The 25,587-nt window shown below is 64.3% G+C and carries 20 protein-coding genes; 10 read left to right on the top strand and 10 right to left on the bottom strand.

The window, feature by feature from the left end; all coding sequences use genetic code 11:
- Positions 1 to 35: 35 nt before the first annotated feature.
- The 4 genes from minE to ACJRPG_RS11325 all read right to left on the bottom strand — a co-directional run bounded on the left by minE (position 36) and on the right by ACJRPG_RS11325 (position 5,867).
- Entirely contained in the window at positions 36 to 287 is a 252-nt protein-coding gene (minE, locus tag ACJRPG_RS11340; protein ID WP_408000189.1) for a cell division topological specificity factor MinE, read from the bottom strand.
- Positions 288 to 1,106 (bottom strand): septum site-determining protein MinD, encoded by an 819-nt coding sequence (gene minD, locus ACJRPG_RS11335; RefSeq protein ID WP_408000188.1) that lies wholly within the window; start codon positions 1,104 to 1,106, stop codon positions 288 to 290.
- 37 nt (positions 1,107 to 1,143) lie between these two features.
- The gene (gene minC, locus ACJRPG_RS11330; protein WP_408000187.1) at positions 1,144 to 1,905 is read right to left on the bottom strand and encodes a septum site-determining protein MinC; all 762 of its coding nucleotides are present in this window, start codon (positions 1,903 to 1,905) and stop codon (positions 1,144 to 1,146) included.
- 98 nt (positions 1,906 to 2,003) lie between these two features.
- On the bottom strand, positions 2,004 to 5,867 hold the full coding sequence (locus tag ACJRPG_RS11325; protein WP_408000186.1) for a DUF4214 domain-containing protein: 3,864 nt from the start codon (positions 5,865 to 5,867) through the stop codon (positions 2,004 to 2,006).
- Between the two features lie 266 nt (positions 5,868 to 6,133).
- Between ACJRPG_RS11325 and ACJRPG_RS11320 the strand changes: the two genes are divergently transcribed.
- On the top strand, positions 6,134 to 7,063 hold the full coding sequence (locus ACJRPG_RS11320; protein ID WP_408000185.1) for a helix-turn-helix domain-containing protein: 930 nt from the start codon (positions 6,134 to 6,136) through the stop codon (positions 7,061 to 7,063).
- Here ACJRPG_RS11320 and ACJRPG_RS11315 read toward each other — a convergent pair.
- Together ACJRPG_RS11315 and metE are read right to left on the bottom strand one after the other, a co-directional pair.
- Positions 7,014 to 8,195: an MFS transporter gene (locus tag ACJRPG_RS11315; protein WP_408000184.1), complete on the bottom strand. Its 1,182-nt coding sequence runs from the start codon at positions 8,193 to 8,195 to the stop codon at positions 7,014 to 7,016. The two genes, ACJRPG_RS11320 and ACJRPG_RS11315, sit on opposite strands and share 50 nt — an antisense overlap.
- A gap of 62 nt (positions 8,196 to 8,257) precedes the next feature.
- Positions 8,258 to 10,570 carry a 5-methyltetrahydropteroyltriglutamate--homocysteine S-methyltransferase gene (gene metE, locus ACJRPG_RS11310; protein ID WP_408000183.1) on the bottom strand — a complete coding sequence of 771 codons (2,313 nt, stop codon included), beginning with the start codon at positions 10,568 to 10,570 and terminating at the stop codon, positions 8,258 to 8,260.
- A gap of 116 nt (positions 10,571 to 10,686) precedes the next feature.
- On the opposite strand from metE, the gene ACJRPG_RS11305 reads away from it, so the two are divergent.
- From ACJRPG_RS11305 to ACJRPG_RS11270, 8 genes are all read left to right on the top strand, one after another.
- On the top strand, positions 10,687 to 11,595 hold the full coding sequence (locus tag ACJRPG_RS11305) for a LysR family transcriptional regulator (protein WP_408000182.1): 909 nt from the start codon (positions 10,687 to 10,689) through the stop codon (positions 11,593 to 11,595).
- A 180-nt stretch (positions 11,596 to 11,775) separates the two neighbouring features.
- Positions 11,776 to 12,954, top strand: coding sequence for an acetyl-CoA C-acetyltransferase (locus ACJRPG_RS11300; RefSeq protein WP_408000181.1), 1,179 nt, complete (start codon positions 11,776 to 11,778; stop codon positions 12,952 to 12,954).
- 50 nt (positions 12,955 to 13,004) lie between these two features.
- Positions 13,005 to 13,745, top strand: coding sequence for an acetoacetyl-CoA reductase (gene phbB, locus ACJRPG_RS11295; RefSeq protein ID WP_408000180.1), 741 nt, complete (start codon positions 13,005 to 13,007; stop codon positions 13,743 to 13,745).
- A gap of 94 nt (positions 13,746 to 13,839) precedes the next feature.
- The gene (locus ACJRPG_RS11290; protein WP_408000179.1) at positions 13,840 to 15,033 is read left to right on the top strand and encodes a hypothetical protein; all 1,194 of its coding nucleotides are present in this window, start codon (positions 13,840 to 13,842) and stop codon (positions 15,031 to 15,033) included.
- Positions 15,030 to 16,340, top strand: coding sequence for an amino acid deaminase (locus ACJRPG_RS11285; RefSeq protein ID WP_408000178.1), 1,311 nt, complete (start codon positions 15,030 to 15,032; stop codon positions 16,338 to 16,340). The genes ACJRPG_RS11290 and ACJRPG_RS11285 overlap by 4 nt, the downstream gene beginning before the upstream one ends.
- Before the next feature lie 38 nt (positions 16,341 to 16,378).
- A complete protein-coding gene (pip, locus tag ACJRPG_RS11280) occupies positions 16,379 to 17,335 on the top strand; it encodes a prolyl aminopeptidase (RefSeq protein ID WP_408000177.1) in 957 nt (318 codons plus the stop codon).
- A 56-nt stretch (positions 17,336 to 17,391) separates the two neighbouring features.
- A complete protein-coding gene (locus tag ACJRPG_RS11275; protein WP_408000176.1) occupies positions 17,392 to 17,841 on the top strand; it encodes a DUF2721 domain-containing protein in 450 nt (149 codons plus the stop codon).
- Positions 17,842 to 17,846: 5 nt separating this feature from the next.
- On the top strand, positions 17,847 to 18,299 hold the full coding sequence (locus tag ACJRPG_RS11270) for a hypothetical protein (protein WP_408000175.1): 453 nt from the start codon (positions 17,847 to 17,849) through the stop codon (positions 18,297 to 18,299).
- Here the strand turns inward: ACJRPG_RS11270 and ACJRPG_RS11265 are convergent, their stop codons facing one another.
- Positions 18,300 to 18,899 (bottom strand): SRPBCC family protein, encoded by a 600-nt coding sequence (locus ACJRPG_RS11265; RefSeq protein WP_408000174.1) that lies wholly within the window; start codon positions 18,897 to 18,899, stop codon positions 18,300 to 18,302.
- Between the two features lie 90 nt (positions 18,900 to 18,989).
- Here ACJRPG_RS11265 and ACJRPG_RS11260 point away from each other — a divergent pair, with 90 nt between their 5' ends.
- Positions 18,990 to 21,017: an oxidoreductase gene (locus ACJRPG_RS11260; protein ID WP_408000173.1), complete on the top strand. Its 2,028-nt coding sequence runs from the start codon at positions 18,990 to 18,992 to the stop codon at positions 21,015 to 21,017.
- Positions 21,018 to 21,122: 105 nt separating this feature from the next.
- Here the strand turns inward: ACJRPG_RS11260 and ACJRPG_RS11255 are convergent, their stop codons facing one another.
- The 3 genes from ACJRPG_RS11255 to ACJRPG_RS11245 form a co-directional block, all read right to left on the bottom strand.
- Entirely contained in the window at positions 21,123 to 22,829 is a 1,707-nt protein-coding gene (locus ACJRPG_RS11255; protein ID WP_408000172.1) for a cation:proton antiporter domain-containing protein, read from the bottom strand.
- Between the two features lie 80 nt (positions 22,830 to 22,909).
- Positions 22,910 to 24,031: a beta-ketoacyl-ACP synthase III gene (locus tag ACJRPG_RS11250; RefSeq protein WP_408000171.1), complete on the bottom strand. Its 1,122-nt coding sequence runs from the start codon at positions 24,029 to 24,031 to the stop codon at positions 22,910 to 22,912.
- A 108-nt stretch (positions 24,032 to 24,139) separates the two neighbouring features.
- Positions 24,140 to 25,564, bottom strand: coding sequence for a S41 family peptidase (locus tag ACJRPG_RS11245; protein ID WP_408000170.1), 1,425 nt, complete (start codon positions 25,562 to 25,564; stop codon positions 24,140 to 24,142).
- Positions 25,565 to 25,587: the final 23 nt, after the last annotated feature.

Raw genomic sequence — 25,587 nt, 5'->3', positions numbered from 1 at the left:
AGCGCCCTGGGTCCCCGCCTTCGCGGGGACGACGATCAGGCGTCGGGGAGGACGACGTTGACGTCGAGGACTTCGAGGTTGCCCTGGCGGTCGAGCGAGATCTTGATGTCGTCCGCATTCACTTTCGTGTATTTGGAGATCACTTCGATCAGCTCCTTGTGCAGCGCCGGCAGGAAGTCCGGGCCCGCGCGGCCATTGCGCTCGCGCGCGATGATCACCTGCAGGCGTTCCTTGGCGGCCGTGGCCGTCTTGGGCTTGTTCTGGAACAGAAAGTCGAGCAGTGCCATTTATTTTGCTCCAAAAATGCGCTTCAGCAGGCCGGGCTTCTCGTAGTCGATGAAGCGCAGCGGACGCTCTGCATCACCCAGGAAGCGCGCAATCACGTCCTCATAGGCTTCTGCCACATCGGTGCCCTTGAAGTGAATCGCCGGATTGCCCTGGTTCGAGGCATGCAGCACCTGTTCCGATTCCGGAATCACGCCAATCAGCGGAATGCGCAGGATTTCCTGCACGTCCGTATACGACAGCATCTCGCCCGCTTCCACGCGCTTCGGCGAGTAACGGGTGATCAGCAGGTGTTCCTTCACCGGTTCGCCGCCCGACTGCGCACGGCGCGACTTGGCCTGGATGATGCCCAGGATGCGGTCCGAATCGCGCACCGACGATACTTCCGGATTGGTCACGATCAGCGCTTCGTCGGCGAAGGTCAGCGCCATCAGCGCGCCATGTTCGATGCCGGCCGGCGAGTCGCAGACGATGAAGTCGAAGCCCATCTTGATCAGCTCGGCCAGCACTTCTTCCACGCCATCTTCGCTCAGCGCATCCTTGTCGCGCGTCTGCGACGCCGGCAGGATGTAGAGGTTGTCCGTGTGCTTGTCCTTGATCAGCGCCTGGTTCAACGTGGCTTCCTTGTTGATCACATTGATCAGGTCGTACACCACGCGGCGTTCGCAACCCATGATCAGGTCCAGGTTACGCAGGCCGACGTCAAAGTCGATCACCACGGTCTTGTGGCCGCGCAGTGCAAGGCCGCTGGAGAAGCTGGCGCTGGAGGTCGTTTTGCCGACTCCGCCCTTACCGGAAGTTACAACAATAATTCTTGCCACGAAGGATCCTTTTCAGTGTGAGCTGTGCGTCCTGGGATCAGGCGCGGGTTGCTGAATTGATAGATTGTATCTCCAAGCGGTCGCCAAGCAGCCTGATTTGTGCGGGCTGTCGTGCTTGCTCAGCGGGGAAGCCGTCTTCGAAGGTGCGGTACACCCCCGCAATCGACACCAGTTCGGGCGACATGGACTGCGCAAAAATGCGCGAGCGCGCGTCGCCGGAGGCGCCGGCCAGCGCGCGGCCGTTCAGCGCGCCGTACACGTGGATGCTGCCGTCGGCAATGATTTCGGCGCCGTTGTTTACCATGGCCATCACCACCAGGTCGGCGCCGCGCGCGTAGATGCGCTGGCCGGCGCGCACCGGGGTGTCGATGATCATGGTGCCTGCGAAGGCCGGTGCGGAAGGGGCGGCGGCGGGAGCCGGGGCCGGAGCGGGTGCCGGGACTGGCGCCGCGGCGGCTGCCGCAGGCGCATCATCCCGCTTGCCGCTGTCCAGCGACAGGCCGTGTTTCTGGATCTCGCCGATCATGTCCGGCGTGGCATTGCGCACCGCCACCGGGTTGAGATTGAATTTCTTGAGCAGGGCGATGGTGGCCAGCCAGTCGATCTGGCCGCAGCCGCGGTTCATGTCGCCTACGTCGATCACCGCCAGGTCGCCCTCGAAAAAGTCTTCGACGCCGCCGGTCATCTGCTTCAGGGCCGCTTCAACGGCATCGCCGTCGGCGGTACGCAGGATCGCCGACACGGCGACCACAGTGGAAATCTTGATTTCTACAGGTTTCTTGAACAGGCTATTGGACATGGATTTGGCAGGCAGAAGCAGCCTCAAACGGGCGCAGGCTCCCGCATTCTACTGTGAAAACAGCAGAATGGGGAGCCTGCGGAGGGGCGGGCCGGAGCTTACTGAAGCGTGTAGAAGAAGCCGGTGCCGAGGTCGCCCACTGCGCCCAGTCCCGTCGCGCCGGTGAGCTCAATGAAGATGTCATCGGTGGCGCTGAAGGCCGCCGTTCCATCGTTCACGTACAGGTAGGTACCGGCGGCATCGCCGGTGCTGATGACAAGCACGCCGGCGCTACGTGCAGCAATACCGGCGAACGCCGTCTGCAGTGAGGTTTCGAGCGTATCGCTGGAGGCGATATCGGCAACGCGCGTGAAACTGCTCACCGATCGCAGCTGGTAGTCCGCAGTGTAAATGGCCAGCTCGTCGTGCGCGAAGTCGAGGCCATCAATGATGTCGCGTGCCGCCAGGCTCGATTCCACGCCCGCTGTAGCCCGCTGGATGATCTCCACCTCGATGCCCGGCGTGCCGCTGGACTCCACAACGTTGCTTACGGTATGGCTTGCAATGGCTTGCGTGTTGTCCTGGCCCGTCGCGTTTTCCGGGTGGGCAACATAGTTGACGCCACTGTAGGTACTGGTGGTGGAATTCTCGAGCGAGAAGTAGAAGCTATTGGTCGCGCCGCCATGCAAGGCCGTGATCGTGATCAGGCCGTCCACATCGGCGCTGGCGCTGAACAACGGTGCGCCCAGGTCGCTGCTTGCGCCGGCCAGCAGCTGGGCTATCTTGGCGGCCACATTGCCGACAGCATTACCGGTCATGTCCTCGGCCGTCACCACATAGTCCATGCTGCGCTGAGGTCCGTTTTGCGGCTGATAAGCGAACCGGAGTGCATCACCCAGGTGTACTTCGCTCTGCTGCGTGGTCCATACGCCCGCAACGGCGGCTGCCGTCGTGCCATTCTCGGCAGTGAGGGTGAGTGTATGCGGGCCGCCGTCATACCCGATCACGATCTTGCCGTCGACATACGTGGCGGTATCTGCGGACCTCCGGACATTCTGGTTCAGTTCATCATTGATTGCGTAGACCAGGCTTTCCGAGATATGGTTGAGGGCGTCCTGGGTACCGTACAGCGATCCGTATGAGCCCACATCATAGCTTTCTACCGTGAACACGAAGTCGAGGCCCAGTGCGGTGTCCACCACGTGGATCTTGTCGCCTTCTTCATACCGTCCACCCAGCTTGATGGTATCGGTCTGCTTGTCGTTGGCGGGGCTGACATCCACGTAAGCCGACATGTCCTTGCTGGTTTCGTTGCCAACAAGCTTGATCCCGCTGCCGTCACGGCTAGCGGTCACGGCGAGGCCGACCACACTGCTGTTGATCGCCGCGCTGACACTGGTCGCCAGGGCGCCCGGGCCGGCCAGGTCCGCTGCCTTGACCGTATAAGTCATTTCGAGATCGCCGGCCGAGATATAGATCTCGTCGCCTGCGGAGTAAGTTCCCGAGAAGGTGATTTCCTGCGTCAGGGCTTCGCCGGTGCCGGCAAAAGCCACCCCAATCCGGTCGTCGCCGGCGCCGAGCTTGATCTTGTCAGCGCCCGCGCCGCCTTCGATATAGCTGGCCTCAGCGTGGCTCGCATCGATGGTCTGGGCGCCGCTCGAACCCAGGATATTGAGTTCGAAGCTGCCTTCCACAGCCGTCATGGTGCTGCCATGCGCCTGGGCGGCCGTCAGCGTGTTATGGGCATAGAACTGGTAGCTATCGGCATGGAAACCGGCGGCCAGCGACACGTCGCTGTAGTAGCCGGTGAAGGCCAGGCTGGTGCTGATGCCGCTGAAATCGCCCAGCAAAGTCCCTTCCGCTGACAGTTCGACGGTGCCGTCGCCGCTGATGCGCCGGCCGGACAAGCCTTCCACATTGCCGTACAGGTATGCATCATTTTGCATCACAATCGACGTGCTGAGCGGGATGCCCGAATCGCCATAGAGGGATCCGCCTTCACCGCTGCCATCGAGCAGGATCGAGCTTGGCTGCAGGCGGCTGAGCACAGGCGCAGTGGAGGAGCCGCCGAAGTAGTCGAGCGCCAGCACGATCTTGCCGGCGCCGGTGGCCTCAACCTGGGCCATGTCCAGGGAATAGGTCTGCTCGTGGGTCAGCTTCAGCTGCTGGCCGGTGGCCAGGTTCAGTTTCAGCGGGTTGCCATACAGCGCCACAGGATGGGTGGTGTCTTCCACGCCGCCGCGTGCGAACACCACTTTGCCGTCCGTCAGGGCGCGCATCGTGATGTCGCCGGTGGCCGTGCCGCTGAAGCTGAGCACGCCGTTGCTCAGGGTGGCACGGAATGCAGGTGCTGGCGGAGTTGGCGGTTCCGGATCGGGGGCGGGCGGCGTGTAGTCGCCTGCGCCGTTGCCGTCCACGTCACCGATCTGGGTGCCGGCATTGTCGAGTGAGTTGTTGAGGCCGCTGCCCGTGGTGTTGTTCAGCGCGCCGGTGACATTGCCCGCCTGCGCGCCGCTGCTCATCTGCTGCTCGATGTTCTCGGCCGCCACCTGCACGGTGACGATCTTGATCAGGTTTTCCAGCGCAGTGCCGCTGGCGTTGGCCGCATCTGTAATGGCCTTGTTCAGGTTGGCGATCGCGGCGCCCGCGTTGTCGGCGATCAGGCCGATTGCGGCGCTTTGGGCCATAGTGGCCTGCGCCTGCGTTGCTGCGTCTTTCAGCAGTTCGGTGGCGGTCGCGGCTGCGCCCAGGTCGACATTGCCATCCTTGGTCAGCAGGGTGGCCAGCGCATCCACGGCGGCATTCGCGCCGCCGTTGGCGCCGCCTTCCACGCCCACGCCGGACAAGGCCGCGCCAACCTGTCCCATCAGGGTATTGACCTGAGCCAGAACGGCCTGCGCTTTCAGCGCGGCCGCTTGCGCGTCAGTGCTGGCGCCGCTTGCGGTGGCGGCGGCAATCGCGTCGAAGTTGTTCAGGTCGAGCGCTGCATTCAGGCCCAGCTTGGTCTTCACCAGCGTTTCGGCTGCCGCGGCAGCCTGGCCCTGGTTCACCAGGGCCTGCACCAGCGTGGTCAGCGGATTGATGACGGTGGCGCCTGCCATGGCGGTATAGGTGCCGTTGACCGGCGCGCCGGTGGCGATGTCGGTGCCGCCGGTCATGGTGAGGTTGCCGAAGCCGGCTTCATCGCCGAAGTCGAAATTGCCCTTGTCGTCGGTAATGCGGGTCACGGTGCGGGTGGTTTCCACGCCGTTGACCGTTTCGTGGATGGTCATGGTGACCGTAGCGCCCTTGATGTAGCCATCGACTGCCACGCCCGAGGTGCTCAGGCCCGGCACTTCGGCCCCGTGGTAGCCGGCCGCGCCATACAGCTTGGTCAGCAGTGCAACCGGATCTACCGTCGCCAGTGCGCTTTGCAGCTGGGCAGCGGTCGGTGCCGCATCGTTCACGGCAATGAATTGTTCCACTGCTTTCACGGCGCCGCCGCGCACGTGGTACATCTCGGCGGAGCTGGAGAACTGCAGCACCACATCAGCGCGGCTGCCGCCGTGCGCCAGCTGGTCCAGGAAGAACTGCTTGCCGGTGGCATCGGCGGCGCGGCCGAAGGCGTTCTGGTACAGGTTGTCCAGGAAGGCGGCGTCGCTCACCGTGCCGTACAGGGACTTGAACTCGGCGTCATTGCCGAAATGCTGGACTACCTGGCTGATGCTCATGCCCTGTTGTACCGCCTTGGCCCAGTATTCGACGCCGTCGGCGTCCGGAATGCGGCCGAATGCCGTGAAATACAGGCGGACCACCGGGTCCACTACGTGCTGGAATTCGGTGCTGTGGAAGAATTCGGCGGCGACTTCGGCGGCGTTGCGCGCGCCGCTGTCGATTTCGCCGGCCCAGTATTGGACGCCCGCGGCGTCGGCCGAACGGTGCAGGAAGCGGGCGTAAAGTTGTTCAACGAAAGTGGCGCTGGCCGAAGTGCTAGTGGTACTCATGAAGTGCTCCATCAGGAATGTTAGGAAACGGGACAGACTGCGCTGCCTCAATCCCCAAATTGTCTTGTCCTGTCGCAAGCTGACTTGACCGCCTGTCTCAATTTGTGAACAAAGTGGAAATTATTGTTACCTGAAGCACAAAAACCTCAGCGCCGAAGTGCCTCTGCGGCCATAATCCAGCTTCTCGCCCAATTTTTATGCAGATCACTCCCCATTCCCTATTGCCAGCCGTACTGCTTGGCCAGGAGCGCTTTGATGTCGCGGGCTTGGCCCAGCCCCTGCTCGCCTGGCGCGAACGGGTGGGGCATGTGGTGGACGTGGTGCTGGAACGCGATGCCGCGCTGCAGGATTTCTCCGGTGAGATTCGCCGGACCGTGGTGGCCGGCTTTGTGGTGACGGATTGCCGCACCGGCCGCATCGACCTGGAGCGCAACCTGCCCCGCATCTCGACTGACAGCCTGCGCGCGTTCACCTTCCAGCTGTTCCCGGAGAGTGATCCGGGGGAAGTGCTGGCGCTGCGCACCCGCGGCGCCGGCGGCGGCGGGCGCGCCAGCATCCTTGCAATCGATCTCAATCAACCATTCCGCCATCGCCGCCTGGGCGGCCGCGTGATCAGCCTGTTTGTGGAGCGGGAGGTGCTGGCCAGCTATTTGCCCGATGCGGAAGCGCTGCATGGGCGCGTACTCGAGGACCGCTCACCGTCGACGCACCTGCTGGTGCAGCATCTGCTCGCACTCAATCATGATCTGCCCGCGCTCACCGAGGCTGAGGCGCTGCCGCGGATAAAAATCGCATGCGGGCTGCTGGCGGCGGCATTCGGCAAGGAAGCGCGGCTCGCCGGCAGTGCGCGGGCCGCCGTGCGCGCCGCCGCTTTCGGTGAGGCGCGGCGCCGCATCGAGCGCAATGTGCATGCGCCCGACATGCAGCTGGAACAGGTGGCGGCCGGCCTGCCGGTGTCGCGCGCTACCCTGTACCGCATGTTCGAGCAGGAGGGCGGCTTGCAGGCTTATGCGCGGCAGCGGCGCCTGCGCGCCGCTGCGGATGAGATAGTGCGCTTTCCCGACCTGGCCATCAAGGATATTGCCCTCGGCCTTGGTTTTGGTTCGGCCAGCGACTTCACGCGCGCTTTCCGCCGCGCTTTCGGCCTCAGCCCGCAGGAGTTCCGGCATCAGGCCGTGCTGTCAAGCGCGCGCTAAGCAGGGCCGCCAGGCCGCCCGCTGCCACGCATGCCGCCGCGGCGCAGAACATGGTGCGCGGGCCGCTTGCGGCGTAGACCCAGCCCAGACCAAGGGCGCCGGTGGCGCCCCCCAGGCCATATGACACGCTGATCAGCAAAGCCTGCCCGCGCGCCTGCGAGGGACCGCTGAACCAGCGCTGCAGGATGGTGATGACGGACGTCTGGTGCGCCGCCACGCTGGCCGATTGCAGCAGTTGCGCCGCCACCAGTGCGGCCAGCGAATGCGCCCCGAATGCGATCATCAGGAAGCGCAGCACCGCCACCGCATGCACCAGCAGCAGCAGGCGCTGCGCCCCCAGCTTGCGCAGCGCCTGCCCTGCCACGAAGTACATGCCAACCTCGCTCAGGGTGCCGATCGCCCACAGCATGCCGATCTGCGTTTTGCTGTAGCCGAGGCTGGCCAGGTAGAGCGAATAGAAGACCTGCAGCGCCGCATGCGCCATCAGCATCAGGAAGGCCGATCCGAGAAAGGCCTGCAGTGCCGGCAGGCGCAGCAGTGTGCCGATGGCGGCAGGCGCCGCCGGTGCAATCGCCGCTTGCGGCTCGCGCAGGCCCAGGCTGGTGAGCGCATGGGCGGCCAGCAAGGCCAGCGTAATCCAGGGCATCAGCAGGATGCCGGCCGCATCGAGCAGCGCCCCGCTGGCCAGGGCGAGCGCCGCATAGCCCAGCGGCCCCCACAGGCGCAGGCGCCCGTAGCGGCCCATATCGCCCCGCAGTCCGCTGACCAGCAGCGCTTCCGAAAGCGGGCGCTGCGCACTGGCGAACAGATGCACCAGCGCCGCGGCAACAAAGAAACCGGCAAAACTATTGCCGAGCAAGATGCCGATGTAGGCGACGAAGAGCGCCAGTGCCGTGCACCGCAAAACCAGTGCCCGCGCCGCCAAACGGTCCCCAAGGTAACCCCAGCCGTAAGGGGCGGCGATGCGGGCCAGCTGTGCCAGCGACATGAGAATGGCGATCTGGCCCGGGCTCATGCCGCGCGCGGCAAAAAACAGGCTGGTAAAAGGCGATGTCACGCCGATATATCCCCAGTACAGGAAGAGCAGGCCGCTGAGTTTGACTGCTTGGGAGGGGCGGTCCTGTGGCGGCATGCTGGGAATGTTAGGGGTGTATCCCTTATTTTAACATTTTTGCAAGTTCACGGCTTGCTGCATCACCCTCTCGCCGTGGTTTCGCTGCGCAACACATGCGCGGCGCTGACCATATTGCGCAGTGCCGCCTCGGTTTCCGGCCAGCCGCGCGTCTTCAGGCCGCAATCAGGGTTGACCCACAGCCTTTCGGCGGGAATCACGGCGCTGGCCTTCTGCAGCAAGGCGACGATGCTGGCGGTGTCCGGTACCCGTGGCGAATGGATGTCGTAGACGCCCGGCCCGATCTCGTTCGGATAGCGGAAGGCGCCGAAGCCTTTCAGCAGCTCCATCGCGGAACGGCTGGTTTCGATGGTGATGACGTCCGCATCCATCGCCGCAATCTGCGGCAGGATGTCGTTGAACTCCGCGTAGCACATATGGGTGTGGATCTGCGTGCCGTCGCGCGCCACGCCGGCTGAGACGCGGAAGGCGCGCGTGGCCCAGTCCAGGTATTCGTTCCAGCGGCTGCGGCGCAGCGGCAGGCCTTCGCGTACTGCCGGTTCATCGATCTGGATGATGGCGATGCCCGCCGCTTCGAGGTCGCGCACTTCGTCGCGGATGGCAAGCGCAATCTGCAGCGTGGTGTCGGCGCGCGGCTGGTCGTCGCGCACGAAGGACCATTGCAGGATGGTGACGGGGCCGGTCAGCATGCCTTTCACCGGCTTGCTGCTGAGGCTTTGGGCATAGGCTGCCCACTGCACCGTCATCGGCTGCGGGCGCTCCACGTCGCCGAAGATGATCGGCGGTTTCACGCAGCGCGAACCATAGGACTGCACCCAGCCCTGCGCCGTGAACACGAAGCCTTCCAGCTGTTCGCCGAAGTATTCCACCATATCGTTGCGCTCCGCTTCGCCGTGCACCAGCACGTCCAGGCCCAGCGCCTCCTGGCGGCGGATGGCGTCTTCGATCTCGGCGCGCATCGCGGCCTCGTAACGCTCATCGGCCAGTTCGCCGCGCCGCCACGCCGCGCGGGCGCCGCGGATGGCCGGCGTCTGCGGGAAGGAGCCGATAGTGGTGGTCGGGTAGGCCGGCAGCTGCAGGCGCTGCTGCTGGATGCGCTGGCGCTGCCCGAAGGGCGAGGCGCGGCGGTCGGCGTTGGCATCCTGCGCCGTGGCGGCCAGGCGTTCGGCGACGGCGGCTTTGTGCACACGCGGACTGCCACGGCGGCCGGCGATCGCGCTGCGGGAGGCCAGCAGCGCGGGGGCGGCCGCTTCCGGCTGGGTGAGGGCGAGCTTCAGGGTTTGCAGCTCGCCCAGCTTTTCGGCGGCGAAGGCCAGCCAGTTGCGCACCTCAGCATCCAGCGCCGTTTCCGGCGCCAGCGTGTAGGGCACGTGCAGCAGCGAGCAGGAGGACGACAGCCACAGCGCGCCGCGGCGCTTGTCGAGCAGCGGCTGGATGCGCGCCAGCGCCGCATCGAGGTCCGTACGCCAGATATTGCGGCCGTCCACCACGCCTACCGACAGCACCTTGTGCGCAGGCAGCCAGTCCGCCACGCTCGCCAGTTCATGCGCTGCGCGCACGCCGTCCACGTGCAGGCCCGCGACCGGCAGGCGGCAGGCCAGGCCGAGGTTTTCTTCCAGCGGCGAGAAGTAGGTGGCCAGCAGCAGCTGTGCGCCGGCCTGGTTCAGCTGCCAGTAGCTGGTTTCGAAGGCGTTGCGCCATTCGGACGGCAGGTCCAGGCCGAGAATCGGCTCGTCGATCTGCACCCATTCCACCCCCGCTTCCTTCAGCCGCGCGAGGATGGCGCCATACACCGGCAGCAGGCGCTCCAGCAGCGCGAGCCGCGCCGAATCGTCGCGCTCCTTGCCCAGCCAGAGGAAGCTTAGCGGGCCAAGCAGCACGGCTTTCACGCGATGGCCCAGCGCCTGCGCCTCCGCCACCTCATCGAACAGGTGCTCGCTGGACAGGGCGAACTGCGTCGCTGCCGTGAACTCCGGCACAAGGTAGTGGTAGTTGGTGTCGAACCATTTGGTCATTTCCAGCGCATGGCCGTCGCCGTGGGCCTGGCCACAGCGGCAGGCGGTGGCGCCGCGCGCCATATCGAAGTAGCGCGCCAGCGGCGAGGCATCCGGGTGGAATTCGAAACGGGCCGGTTCGCAGCCCAGCAGCTGCATGTGGTTCGCAACATGGTCGTAGAAGGCGAAGTCGCCGACGGTCACGAAATCGAGCCCGGCGGCACGCTGCTCCGCCCAGTGGCGTTCGCGCAGGGCGCGGCCGGTGTTTTCCAGCTCAACTTCGCTCAACTCGCCCTTCCAGTGCTTTTCGAGGGCGAACTTCAGTTCGCGGGCGGCGCCGACGCGCGGATAGCCGGGAATATGGGTATGGATGGAATTCATGTTGTTGTCACGCTCAGTAAATATTGGTGAAGTAGAGTGTGCAACAATCCGGTCTATAATAAAAACGAAAGATTTTGCGGATCAATATGAAAATCATTCATCTTTAACCCATCCATATGCTCGAAATCCGCCATCTGCGCACGCTTGCTGCCTTGCGCTCCGCCGGCAGCCTGGTCCGCGCCGCCCAATTGCTCAACCTGACCCAGTCGGCCCTGTCGCACCAGATCAAATTGCTGGAAGATCGCTACGGCGGGCCGCTTTTTGAGCGAAAATCGATGCCGATCGGCTTTACGGCTACCGGCGCCCGGCTGCTGCGGCTGGCCGATACCCTGCTGCCGGAAATCGAGCAGGCCGAGCGCGACGTGGCGCGGCTGACGCAGGGCGACCAGGGCCAGCTGCGCGTGGCGCTTGAATGCCATACCTGTTTCGACTGGCTGATGCCGGTGATGGATGAATTCCGCAAACGCTGGCCGGATGTGGAGATCGACCTGGTTTCCGGCTTCCACAGCGAGCCGCTGGAACTGCTGCGCAGCGGCGCCGCCGACCTGGTGATCGGTTCCGACTACCGCGCCGGCTATGCCACCTTCCCGCTGTTCCGCTTCGAGATACTGACGGTGATGGCGCAGAAGCACCGCCTGCAGTCGCAGCGCCGGCTCAGCGCCGCCGATTTCGAGGGCGAGACCCTGATCACCTATCCCGTGCCGGAAGAGCGCATCGACCTGATCCGCGAGCTGCTGCGGCCCGCAGGCGTGCAGTTCCAGCGCCGCACGGCCGAGCTCACGGTAGCCATCCTGCAGCTGGTGGCCAGCCGCCGCGGCGTGGCCGCGCTGCCCAACTGGGCCATCAAGAACTACGTCGATTACGACTATGTGATCGCACGCCCCATCGGGGAACAGGGCCTGTGGAGCGATCTCTTCGTCTCCGTGCCCGAGTCCCTGCGCCAGAAAGCCTATGTGGCGGACTTCGTCAAAGTGATACGCGAGCAGTGCGCGGCATCGCTGGACGGTATCAAGTTATTGTCGTGACAAGCAGTTACCATTTCTGCAAAATAGCGACAGGCTTGATCCAGCTCAAATACTATTGCGTCTGAGCTCCTTACTATGGAAAACCTTTGCGCCAGCGCAGTAGAACCGGCGCTGGCTCCGGGCTGCTTACTTCGTTAGAATGGATCGGAACCGCATTTGATTTAACCACCGGAGAGTTACATGGATGATGTAGTTATCGTTGCCGCGGCCCGTACCGCGGTCGGCAAATTTGGCGGCAGCCTGGCCAAAATTCCAGCGTCCGAACTGGGCGCGCACGTGATCAAAGGTCTGATCGCGCAAACCGGCATCGATCCAAACCTGATCAATGAAGCCATCCTGGGCCAGGTGCTGACCGCCGGCGTGGGCCAGAATCCGGCACGCCAGGCCGTCATCAAGGCAGGCCTGCCCAATACCATCCCGGCTTACACCATCAACAAGGTGTGCGGTAGCGGCCTGAAAGCCACCCACCTGGCGGCGCAGGCCATCAAGTGCGGCGACGCCAACATCATCATCGCCGGCGGCCAGGAAAACATGAGCGCCGCGCCGCACGTGCTGAACGGCTCGCGCGACGGCTTCCGCATGGGCGACATCAAGATGACGGACACGATGATCGTGGACGGCCTGTGGGACGTGTACAACCAGTACCACATGGGCATCACCGCCGAGAACGTGGCCAAGCAGTACGACGTGTCGCGCAGCCAGCAGGACGAATTCGCCCTGGCCTCGCAGCAGAAGGCCGAAGCGGCGCAGAAGGCGGGCAAGTTCAAGGACGAGATCCTGCCTTTCGAAATCGTGCAGAAAAAAGGCAGCATCGTGTTCGACAGCGACGAATACATCAAGGCCGGTTCCACGCTGGATGCGCTGGCGGGCCTGCGTCCTGCGTTCTCGAAAGACGGAAGCGTCACCGCCGGCAATGCCTCCGGCATCAATGACGGCGCAGCGGCAGTGATGATGATGTCCGCCTCGATGGCCAAGCAGCTCGGCCTGAAGCCGATGGCGCGCATCGCGGCCTACGCTTCCTCCGGCCTGGACCCGGCCATCATGGGCATGGGCCCGGTATCGGCCAGCCGCCTGTGCCTGAAGAAGGCCGGCTGGACGCCCGAGCAGCTGGACCTCATGGAGATCAACGAAGCGTTTGCAGCGCAGGCTTGCGCCGTCAACCGCGAAATGGGCTGGGATACCAGCAAGATCAACGTTAACGGTGGCGCCATCGCCATCGGCCACCCGATCGGCGCTTCCGGCGCGCGTATCCTGGTGACGCTGCTGCACGAGATGGCGCGCCGCGACGCGAAGAAAGGCCTGGCCTCGCTGTGCATCGGCGGCGGCATGGGCGTGGCGCTGGCAGTAGAAAGGGAGTAAGAGCTTTCAGTTGTTTCGGTAGAACGCACCAATAATAAGGGGAAGACAAAATGGCACGAGTAGCACTAGTAACAGGCGGTATGGGTGGTCTGGGCGAGGCGATCTGCATCAAGATGCATGCCCTGGGCTACGATGTAGTTACCACGTACTCCCCATCGAATACCAAGGCAGAGGCATGGCTGGCGCAAATGAAGGAACAGGGTTACAAGTTCCGCGCCTACCCATGCGATGTGTCCGACTATGAGTCGGCGCAGGCCTGCGTGGCAACGATCACGAAGGACATGGGGCCGGTGGATGTGCTGGTGAATAATGCCGGCATCACCCGCGACATGACCTTCAAGAAGATGGACAAGGTGAACTGGGACGCGGTGATGCGCACCAACCTGGATTCCGTATTCAACATGACCAAGCCGGTAGCGGATGGCATGGTGGAGCGGGGCTGGGGCCGCATCATCAATATCTCGTCGGTGAACGGCCAGAAGGGCGCCTTCGGCCAGACCAACTACTCGGCTGCGAAAGCAGGCGTGCATGGTTTCACCAAGGCGCTGGCGCTGGAAGTGGCGCGCAAGGGCGTGACAGTGAACACCATTTCGCCGGGCTATATCGGCACCAAGATGGTGACGGAGATCCCGCAGGAAGTGCTGGATTCGAAGATCCTGCCGCAGATTCCGATGGGCCGCCTCGGCAAGCCGGACGAAGTGGCGGGCCTGGTGGCCTACCTGTCGTCGGACGAAGCAGCTTTCGTTACCGGCGCCAATATCGCCATCAACGGCGGCCAGCACATGTCCTGACAGCCTTCCCGCAACAGGCAAAGCCCGCGTCCCTTATGGGGCGCGGGCTTTTTCGTTTATAGTCGTGCCCATTCCAACCACAAAGGAGGCGCGCGTGAATGGCTGCAGCCGCTCCATCTACGCTTATCCCTGGGACGTCGCCGAGCGCGGCGTGGACGCGTTTGCCGGCGAGGCGCTGGAGCGCGGCCTGAATGGCGTAACGCTGGCTGCCGCCTACCATGCAGGCAAATTCCTGCGTCCGCAAGCCGCCCGCGTGGTGTTCCCGGAAGACGGCGTCAGCTACTTCGAACCTTCGCGCGAATACGGAACGCTGAAGCCTGCGCCCCATTCCGATCCGGCCCTGCGCCGTGTGTTTTCGGAGCTGGCGCGCGATGGCCGGCTGGCCGTGCACGCGTGGACTGTGCTGCTGCATAACACCCGGCTTGGCAGCCTGCACCCGGAATGCACCGTGCGCAATGCCTTCGGCGACGGCTATGTCTATTCGCTCTGCCCTTCGCATCCCGAGGTATTCCGCTATGCGCTCACGCTGGCGCTGGATGCGGGTGCGCAGGGCGTCCAGTCGCTGGTGCTCGAAACGCCGGGCTGGCTGCCGTACGCGCACGGCTATCACCATGAATTCGCCCAGCTGCGCAGCAATGTGTGGCTGGACACCATGCTGGGCCTGTGTTTCTGCGATGCCTGCAAGGCGGGCGCCCGCGATGCGGGCATCGACGGTGCAGGCCTTCAGGCGCGGATCGGCGGCCGTGTGCGCGCTTACCTGCACGCGCCGGTTGACGCGCAGGGCACGCAGGCCGAGGCCTGGCTGGCGGCAGACCTGCTCGAAGACGACGAACTGGCCGCCTATGTGCGCATGCGCCAGTCGCGCGTGACGGAGCTGGTGGCCGCCATCCGCGCAGCGCTGCCGCGCGAGGTGGCGCTGTCCGTCATTCCCACCACGCAGCGGCCGACCGCGCAAAGCTGGATCGAAGGCAGCGATCTCGCCGCGCTGGCACGTGCGGCGGATTTCATTGAAGTCCCGTTCTACGAGCCCGATGCCGCGCGCGTGCTGGCCGATGCTTTCGATACGCTGCGCCGCGTGGGCGGCAGCGATGCTGCAAGCCGCGTGCGCGCCATTCTTCGTCCCGGCCCTCCGGACCTTGGTGATGGCGCACAGCTGCCGCAGGCGCTGGCCGGACTGGCCGCGCTGGGTATTCGCGATTTCGCTTTCTATAACTACGGCCTGCTGCGCAGCGCCAATCTCGACGCCATGGGCCACGCGCTCAAGGCGCACACCAGGGAACACGCATGAACATTTTGCCAAACGGCGGCCTGCCGCTCGCCGGCCTCGATGACCAGACCTTGCTGCCCGGCGTGAAGGGCTTGCCGATCACCGCGCCGCTGAAGCAGGGGGCGATTGCACTGCAGGGCTGGAATGTGCTGCGCGGCGACACCAGCTATCCAGTCGCGCTGCTGCGCCAGTCCGCGCTCGAACATAACCTGGACTGGATGCGCCGCTTCTGCGAGCACTTCAAGGTAGCCCTCTCGCCGCATGGCAAAACCACCATGAGCCCCCAGCTGTTCGGCGCGCAGCTGGCGAACGGCGCCTGGGGCATTACGCTGGCGACAATTCCGCAGGTGCAGGTCGCCGCGCGCTACGGCGTGCAGCGCGTGCTGCTGGCGAACGAGCTGGCCGGCCCGGCCGATATCCGCGCCGTGCTGCAGCTCATGAAGGACAAGCCGCAGTTCGAGTTCTTTGCACTGGCCGATTCGGTGGAAGGCGTGCAGCGCCTGTCGCGTGCCGTGCAGGCCAGCGGCTTGCAGCGGCCCTTGCCGCTGCTGGTGGAGCAGGGCGCATCCGGCAAGCGCGCCGGGTGCCGCACGCGCGAGGAAGTGCTGGACGTGGCGCGCGCCATCGCCGCCGCACCCGGCCTGCAGCTGGCAGGCATCGAAGGCTACGAAGGCGTGCTGACCAGCGATGACCGCGAAGGCAGCGTGACACTGGTGAATGGTTTCATCCGGCAGATGACGGAGCTGCTGCGCCAGGCGGACGGTGAAGGCCTGTTCGGCGGCAGCCAGATCATCATCTCCGCCGGCGGCTCTTCGCACTTCGACCTGGTGGCGCGCGGCTTTGCGGGTATTGGCGGCCTGTCGCGCCCCGTGTTGCCGATCCTGCGCAGCGGCTGCTACCTGACCAATGACCACGGCCACTACTACGAACACACGCAGGAGCTGAGCCGGCGCGAACGGGAAGCGCCGCCGGGGGGCCTGCTGCCGGCGCTGGAGGTGTGGAGCGTGGTGCTGTCGCGCCCCGAACCCAACCTTGCCATTCTCTCGATGGGCAAACGCGATGCGTCGCACGATCTCGGCCTGCCGCACCCGCTGCTGGTGCAGCGCGAAGGCGCCGCCGCACCGGAGGCCATTCCGCGGCAGGCTGAAATCTTCAAGATGAACGACCAGCATGCCTACCTGCGCCTGCCGGAAGGATTTGACGTAAAAGTGGGCGACCTGGTGGGCTGCGGCATCTCCCATCCATGCACCACCTTCGACAAATGGCCGCTGATGCTGGTGGTGGACGACAGCTACCGCGTTACCGGCGCCGTCAATACCTTCTTCTGAAACCGTTACAATCTGGGCTTCACGCCGAGAGGACTGCCATGCCAGAACCGCTGAACCACATGTTCCCGCCCATTACCCCGCTGCGCCACGGCATGATGCCGGTGGACGATGTGCACACCATCTACTGGGAAGAGGTGGGTAATCCGGAAGGCCAGCCTGTCATCTTCCTGCATGGCGGCCCCGGTGCAGGCCTCTCGCCGCAGCACCGCCGCTTCTTCGACCCGCAGCACTACCGCGTGATCCTGTTCGACCAGCGCGGCGCGGGCAAATCGACCCCGCTCGGCGATACGCGCAACAACACCACCCAGCTGCTGATCCAGGACATCGAACGCCTGCGTGAGCACTTCGGCATCGAGAAATGGCTGGTTTTCGGCGGCTCCTGGGGCTCCACGCTGGCGCTGGCCTACGGCGAAGCGCATCCAGAACGCTGCCTTGGCTTCGTGCTGCGCGGGATCTTCCTCTGCACGGCGCTGGAAATCGACTGGTTCATGGATGGCGCCCAATGGTTCCACCCCGAGATTCACGAAGAGTTCGCGGCGCCGATTCCGCCGGAAGAGCGCAATGACCTGCTGCAGGCCTACTACAAGCGCATCATGGACGACGATCCGGCCGTGCACTGGCCGGCGGTGCGCGCTTGGAGCCGCTTCGAAGGCCGCCGCGTGTTCCTGCTGCCGCAGCCGGAAGAACTGCCCTCGGACACGCTGGACCTCGGCGTCGGCCGGCTGGAAGCGCACTACATGGCCAATCTGGGTTTCTTCGAAGACGACCAGCTGCTGCGTGACCTGGACCGCATCGCCCACCTGCCGTGCGTGATCGTGCAGGGCCGCTACGACGTGATCTGCCCGCCCTTCACTGCATGGCGCCTGCACAAGCGCTGGCCGGACTCCGTCATCAAGATGATTCCGGACGCTGGGCATGGCGCAATGGAGGTGGGAATCAGCCGCGCCCTGGTCAACGCAACGGAGCAGTTCAAGCGCCTCAATCGTTTCGAGTAAGGCGCGGCGGGCCTGCTACACTGATGGCCTGGGGTAAATAATTATATAAACGATTCATGAACATTCAGCTTGGCGATATCGGCCACATTATTCAACTGGCGATTGCGCCAGTCTTCCTGCTGACTGGCGTTTGCACCAACCTGATGGTGCTGATCAACCGGCTCGCGCGGATCATCGACCGTTCGCGCACGCTGGAAGACCGCCTCGACGTCGCCTACAACGACAACTACCTGAACGAGCTGGACGTGCTGTATCGCCGCTCGCACCTGATCAACTACTCGATCACCCTGTCCACGGCCACGGGCCTGTTCATCTGCCTGGTGATTGCGCTGCTCTTCATCGGTGACACCACCAACGTCACCCTCGACAAATACATTGCTGGCCTGTTCGTGGCAGGCGTCTTCGCCCTGATCGGCAGCTTCGGCTTCCTGCTGCGCGAGATCTTCATCGCGTCCTCCTGGATGCGCAGCCACCGCCACGTGCGCCAGCCCCGCCCGGAAAATTAAGCATCATGCACGACTACAAACGCCCCCCAACCCTGCACCGCTACGGCCCGCGCAGCGAACTTGAACTGGCCCTGAGCCAGGGGCAGTTCGTGCTGCGTCCCGCCGGCGCCTTCCTCACGCTGAGCTTCTCGCGTGCCTGGGATACTGAACTGTTCGACCACTTCGGTGCGGATTCCTGTCTCGTTATCCACAACACCGAGGAATTCGGCGAGCGCATTCACCGTGCCGTGCAGCGCACCCTGCCCAACTGGGCCGGCATTGACGGCGCCGTGGAATATGGCGTGCGCGCCGCCCTGGGCGCGGCGTTTACCAAAGGTTCTGGCGATGCGATGGAGAAGGAGTGGCAGTTCGCCTGGCGTTCCATGCAGAGTTCCGCTTCCATGAACCCCGTGGTGATCCGTATCGGCAGCCTGGAAAACTTCGCGGAACTGCGCGGGCGCGACTACCGCCCCTCGTAATCAGTTGATGGCCTGGCGGTTGCCGGCGGCGGCAGGTTTGTCGATGCGCGCCAGCACCGCATTCATCATGCGTTCGATATCGCCGCGGATGATATTGGTGCCCAACAGGCCGGGCACATAGAAGTTGGGCGCCATCTTGCCGCTGTAGATAATGCGCGTGCCGCCGGTTTCCGGCATCGGAATCAGCTCCCAGCGTGACTCATAATGCTTCATGTCCCCCGAGATCAGCGAGATATCGATGGAGGACATGGGCTGCTCCGTCGCGCGCACAATGAGGTGGATGGACTTCGACACGAAGAGCAGGCGCGCATTGCCGAACTGCTCGATGATGACCTCATTGCCATTGCGGGACAGCACACGGCAGGAGATCAGGTCCGGCACGAATTCCTCCATCCGGTCGTAGCCGGTGAGGGTGCGCCAGACGGTGGGCAGGGGCGCCTGTACCACGCCGCTGGCATCCACGATATAGAGCGTCAGCGAGTCCTGGGTCTCACGCTTGACTTCCACCTGCAGCTTTGGCGTGTCGGCGCGCGATCCCTGCGCAAGCACAGACACCGGCGCAACAAGACCGAACATCAAACACAGCAGAAATCGCTTCATCCTTCCAGCGTAAGGTAACTGGTGGCAGAATACAAGCGCAATACGCGATCACCGTTAGTCAACGCACAAAGCGGAAACCATTACAAGAATATGACTACCTACCCACACCTCCTTGCCCCGCTTGATCTTGGCTTCACCACCCTGCGCAACCGCGTCATCATGGGCTCGATGCATACGGGATTAGAGGATCGCTTCTACAACTACGGCAAGCTGGCCGCCTTTTACCGCGAACGGGCGCGCGGCGGGGCAGGGCTGATTGTGACCGGCGGTATCTCGCCCAACCGGCAAGGGTGGCTGCTGCCCTTCGGCGGCACCATGAATTTTTTTGGGGACGTGTTCAACCATCGCAAGGTAACGCAGGCGGTGCACGAGGAGGGCGGCAAGATCCTCATGCAGATCCTTCATGCGGGGCGCTATGGCTACCAGCCGCTGGTGGTATCGGCATCCGAACGCAAGTCACCCATCTCTCCCTTCAAGCCACGCGCGCTGACGGAACGCGGCATCCAGTCCACCATCGGCGCCTACGTACGCTGTGCGAAGCTGGCGAAGAAGGCGGGCTACGACGGCGTGGAAGTGATGGGCAGCGAAGGCTACCTGCTGAACCAGTTCCTGTGCGCCCGCACCAACCTGCGCACGGACCGCTGGGGCGGCAGCATCGAGAACCGCATGCGGCTGCCGGTGGAGATTGTGTCGCGCATCCGCGCAGCGGTCGGGCCGGAGTTCATCATCATGTACCGCCACTCCCTGCTGGACCTTGTGGAAGGCGGCAATACCTGGGACGAAGTGGTGGCAGTAGCGAAGGCCCTGCAGCAGGCCGGGGCAACGATACTCAACACCGGCATCGGCTGGCATGAGGCGCGCGTGCCCACCATCGTCACCTCGGTGCCGCGCGCCACCTTCGCCGAAGTGGCGGGCCGCCTTCGCCGCGAGGTCACGATTCCGGTCGTGGCATCGAACCGCATCAATATGCCGGGCGAGGCGGAAGCGATCCTGCGCCGCGGCGATGCCGACATGGTATCGATGGCGCGGCCCTTCCTTGCCGATGCCGACTTCGTGCGCAAGGCCGCCGAAGGGCGCACGGACGAAATCAACACCTGCATCGGCTGCAACCAGGCCTGCCTGGACCACACCTTTGCCAACAAGCGCGCCAGCTGCCTGGTCAACCCGCGCGCCTGCCATGAAACGGAACTGGCCTATACCCCGGCCGCTGCGAAGCTGCGCGTCGCGGTGGTTGGCGCGGGCCCGGCAGGGCTGTCCGCCGCCACCGTGGCGGCACAGCGCGGCCACGACGTTACGCTGTTCGACTCCAGCGATAGCGTGGGCGGCCAGTTCCGCATTGCGATGCAGATCCCCGGCAAGGAAGAATTCGCGGAAACCATCCGCTACTTCGGCCGCCAGCTCGAACTCACGGGCGTGAAGCAGCAGCTGAACAAGCGCGTCACGCGCGAAGAGCTGAACGCAGGCGGCTACGACCACGTCATCGTGGCCACCGGCATCCGCGTGCGCAAGCCGGTGATTGAGGGTGTGGACCACCCGAAGGTGCTGAGCTACCTCGACGTGCTGCAGCACAAGAAACCGGTGGGCAAGCGCGTAGCCATCATCGGCGCGGGCGGCATCGGCTTCGACGTTGCCGAATACCTGCTGCACGACCCCTCGCTGGCGCTGCCGCTGTCGATCGACCACTGGACGGCGGAATGGGGTGTGGACCTGCACGCGAAGACAGGCGGCGGCCTGGTGCCGCCGGTGCCGTCCGATCCGGTGCGGCAGCTCTACCTCCTGCAGCGCAAGACCAGCAAACCCGGTGCGGGGCTGGGCAAGACGACGGGCTGGGTGCACCGCGCCGTCCTCGCACGGAACGGGGTAGTGATGATGGCGGGCGTGCAGTACAGGCGCATCGACGACCAGGGCCTGCATATCCTGGTGGATGGCGAAGAGCGGCTGCTGGCAGTGGACAACGTGATCATCTGCGCGGGCCAGGACAGCCTGGCGGAGCTGATGCCCGCCGAAGGCGAAGTGAGTGCCGCGAAGTACCACAAAATCGGCGGCGCCGCCCTCGCATCGGAGCTCGACGCCAAGCGCGCCATCAAGGAAGGCGCCACCCTCGCCGCCTCCCTATAGCCCAGTCCGCGACACCATGGGGCCAGGCCCCTCTTGTCGCGGTCTCATCCACGCGATGCCGTTGAGCCTGCGACAGAAGGGGCCTGGCCCCACGGTGTCGCGGACTCAGCTGTGTGAGCTGGGGGCATGGAAGTCGGCGACGATGTGGGCGGCCATGCCGTTGGCGAGTTCTTCTTCGCCGATGAAGATCTTGCCGGCGCGTTCGCCGCGCAGCAGGCTGGCTTCTTCTTCGTTGTGGGTGCGGACGACCGTTTTGATTTCCGGGTTCAGCGCCCGCGCCGTTTCGATCATGGCGCGCACGTGGAAGGTGTCCGGCGTGGCGATCACCAGCATGCGGGCGCGCGCAATGTGCGCCTGGATCAGCACCGCCGGTTCCGCCGCATTGCCGACCACTGCCGCCGTGCCTTCGCGCCGTAGCTGGTCGACGATGTCGCGGTTCTGTTCCGCCACCACATAGTGGATGCCTTGCTCGGTCAGCTGTTTTGCGATCTGGCGGCCCACTCGCCCGTAGCCAACCAGCACCACCTGGCCGGATAGCTTGTGGTGCTCGGTGCTCATCGGCAGCTCGGCCAGCGGGTCAGGGCGGCGTTCGAATTTCGCGGCCAGGAGCTTGTTCTTGCCAAGCCAGCGTTCCAGCGGTTTCGTCATCGCGAAAACCAGCGGATTCAGTGCAATCGAGATGATGGCACCCGCCAGGATCAGGCTTTGGCCTTCATGCGGCATCAGCTTCAGCGAAATGCCCAGCGCCGCAAGGATGAAGGAGAATTCGCCGATCTGCGCCAGGCTGGCCGATACCATCAGCGCGCTCTTGGCCGGATAGCGCAGCAGCACCACCAGCAGGAAGGCCGCCAGCGATTTGCCGAACACGATGATCGCGACCACGGCCAGCAGCCGAAGCGGCTGTTCCAGCACAATCGCCGGTTCGAACAGCATGCCCACTGAAACAAAGAACAGCACCGCGAACGCGTCCCGCAGCGGCAGCGATTCCTGCGCCGCGCGGTGGCTCAGTTCCGATTCGCGCAGCACCATACCGGCGAAGAAAGCGCCCAGCGCAAAGGAGATGCCGAACAGTTTGGTGGCCGCATAGGCAATGCCCACCGCCGCCGCAATCACGCACAGCGTAAACAGTTCGCGCGACCCGGTGCGCGCTACCTGCCACAGAATCCACGGGAACAGCTTGCGCCCCACCAGCATCATGAAGCCGACGAAGATGGCGACCTGGCCCAGCGTGAGTGCCAGCGTCTTGAGCAGGGAAGCATTCTCCGCACCGGCCGCCGGTTCGCCGCCCAGCGAGCCCGCCAGCGGCGGCAGCAGCACCAGCACGATCACCGTCACCAGGTCTTCCACCACCAGCCAGCCGACGGCGATGCGGCCGTTGAAGGAATCGAGGATGCCGCGTTCTTCCAGCGCCCGCAGCAGCACCACGGTGCTGGCCACGGACAGCGCGAGCCCGAATACGAGGCCGCCGCCGATGCTCCAGCCCCACCAGTGCGCGAGGCCCATGCCCATCGCCGTTGCCGCTGCAATCTGCAGCACGGCGCCCGGCAGTGCGATGTTCCGCACCTCCCATAAATCGTCGAGCGAGAAGTGCAGGCCCACGCCGAACATCATCAGCATCACGCCGATCTCCGCCAGCTGACCCGCCAGTGCAGCATCCGCCACGAAGCCGGGTGTGGCCGGGCCGAGCAGAATCCCTGCCGCGAGATAACCTACGAGGGCGGGCAGTTTGATGCGGGTGGCAATGAAGCCGAAGACGAGGCCGAAGCCAAGGGCTGCGGCGATGGTGGTGATGAGCGTGACGTCATGGGGCATGCGCGGGGGGCTCCTTATGGCAGCGTTGAAGAACGCCCGGCCGGACGTCCATCAACGAGTATAACGCCCCCGCCGCCCGCTCAGCGTTTTTGTACTACGACGCTGCCGATGGAGTAGCCCGCGCCGAAGGAGCAGATCACGCCGTAGGCGCCCTGCGGCAGGTCGTCCTGGTATTTGTGGAAGGCGATGACCGAGCCGGCCGAGGAAGTATTGGCATAGCTGTCCAGGATTACCGGCGCTTCCGCGGGTTCCGCATCGCGGCCCAGGATCATGCGCGCGATGAGCTGGTTCATGTTCAGGTTGGCCTGGTGCAGCCAGTAGCGGCTGACCTGCGGCACTTCGAGCCCCGCGCTGGCGATGGAATTCTTGATCATCTCGGCCGCCATCGGGCACACGTCCTTGAACACCTTGCGGCCCTGCTGGCGGAACAGCTTGTCCGGCTGGCCGATGCCGTCTTCATCGAAGCGGTTCATGAAGCCGAAGTTGTTGCGGATATTGTTGGAGAAGCTGGTCTTCAGCTTCGTATCCAGTACCAGGAACTGGTGCTGCGACACGGCATTTTCCGCCAGCTCCACCACGATGGCGGTGCAGGCATCGCCGAAGATGAAGTGGCTGTCGCGGTCGCGCCAGTTCAGGTGGCCGCTGGTGATCTCCGGATTCAGGATCAGCACCGCGCGCGCCTGGCCGCTCTCCACCGCCGCCACGGCGGTCTGGATGCCGAAGGTGGCCGACGAGCAGGCCACGTTCATGTCGAAGCCATAGCCGTCGATGCCCAGCGCCTGCTGCACTTCCACCGCCATGGCCGGGTAAGGGCGCTGCATATTGGAGCAGGCCACCAGCACCATATCGATATCGGCCGGGGTGCGGCCGGCGCGGTCCAGCGCCTGCTGCGCGGCCTTCACGCAGATTTCGGCCTGCAGCGACAGTTCTTCGTCCGAGCGCTCGGCAATGTCCGGCACCATGCGCTTCGGATCGAGGATGCCGGCCTTTTCCATCACATAGCGCGACTTGATGCCGGAAGCTTTTTCGATAAAGGCGGAGCTGGATGGTTCCAGCGCCGTCACCGTGCCGGCCGCGATGGCGTCCGCATGCTCGGCGTTGAACTGCTCCACGTAGGTATTGAAGCAGGCCACCAGCTCGTCGTTCGAGATGGCATTCGGCGGGGTAAAGAGACCGGTACCGCTGATAACGGCTTGTTTCATGGTTAAGCTTTCGTCTTTGCTAATATGGCTTGAATTGTGGGCTGATTCTACCGCATCCCGCCATGTAAAACGGCGCCCGCAGGCGCCGTCAGGAGTAGGGGAAATCCTCTATTTTGGGACTGCCGCCGCGGCGAATTTCGATTCGCCCTTGGAGAGCTGCACCGGCTGTCCTTTCAGGTGGTTCAGCGCCTGTGCCAGCTGGAAGTCGTCCGTGCTGCCGTATTCCAGCGGCTTGCGGTTCTTTTCCATCGACAGGATGCGGATTTTCTCTTCCAGCTCGTCGCGTTTCGTCTTCGCGCCTTCCGCTTCGCGGTCGTTGGCCAGGTGCTTCTCCAGGTCCGCTTCACGCATGCGCAGCGCATTGACGCCGTCGCCGTCCGGCGTCTCGTCCACCAGCAGATCCGGCGTAATGCCCTTGGCCTGGATGGAGCGGCCGTGCGGCGTGTAGTAGCGCGCGGTGGTCAGCTTCAGCGCAGTGTCGGCCGTCAGCTGGCGGATGGTCTGCACCGAGCCTTTGCCGAAGGTCTGGCTGCCGATGATGGTGGCGCGGCGATAGTCCTGCAGCGCCCCGGCCACGATCTCGGAGGCCGAAGCGGAGCCGGTGTTGACCAGCACCGCCATCGGCACCCGCTTCACAGCCTCCGGCAGCCGCGCCAGCACGTCGGTATCGCCGCGCAGCGAGTAGTATTCGGCGCGGCCGTAGTAGATCTGCTTCGAATCCGGCAGCTGGCCGTTGGTCGAGACGATGGGCGCGTCTTTGGGCAGGAAGGCCGCCGCCACGCCGATGGCGCCTTGCAGCACGCCGCCCGGGTCGTTGCGCAGGTCCAGCACCAGGCCTTTCAGGTTCGGGTCCTGTTTGTACAGGTCCTGGATGCGTGCGGCCAGGTCGTCCACCGTAGGCTCCTGGAACTGCGACACGCGCAGCCAGGCATAACCCGGTTCGATCATGCGCGCCTTCACGCTTTTCTGGTGGATTTCCTCGCGCACCAGCGTGAATACCAGCGGCTGCGGCTCGTCCTTGCGCTGTACGGTGAGCGTGACCTTGCTGTTCGGTTCACCGCGCATGCGCTTGATGGACTCGTCCAGCGTGAGGCCTTTGAGGGAAGTGGTATCCAGCCGCGTGATCATGTCGCCCGGCTTGATGCCGGCACGCCATGCGGGGGTGTCTTCGATCGGCGCCACGATCTTGATGTAGCCTTCTTCGCCCTGGGCGATTTCCACCCCAAGGCCAACGAACTTGCCTTGCGAGCCTTCGCGCAGCTCGGCGTAGGCCTGCTTGTCGAGGTAGGCCGAATGCGGGTCGAGCGAGGCCACCATGCCGGAGATGGCTTCGGTCAGCAGCTTGCGGTCTTCTACCCGCTCAACATAGTCTGATTTGATCAGCCCATACACGTCTGCCAGCTGGCGTAATTCTTCGAGTGGCAGGCCCGGCTCTACCGGACGCTGCGCCATGGCGGAAAACTGCAGGGAAATCGCAATCCCCGCTACAACTCCCAGGCTTACCAGCCCGGTATTTTTGAGTTTCTTTCCCATGAGTCACCTTCCCTGTGTACGGC

This window comes from Pseudoduganella rhizocola, from assembly GCF_045984285.3.
Taxonomy (GTDB): domain Bacteria; phylum Pseudomonadota; class Gammaproteobacteria; order Burkholderiales; family Burkholderiaceae_D; genus Rugamonas.
Note: the sequence above shows the minus strand (reverse complement) of the source record. Positions and strands in the feature narration are given on the sequence as shown.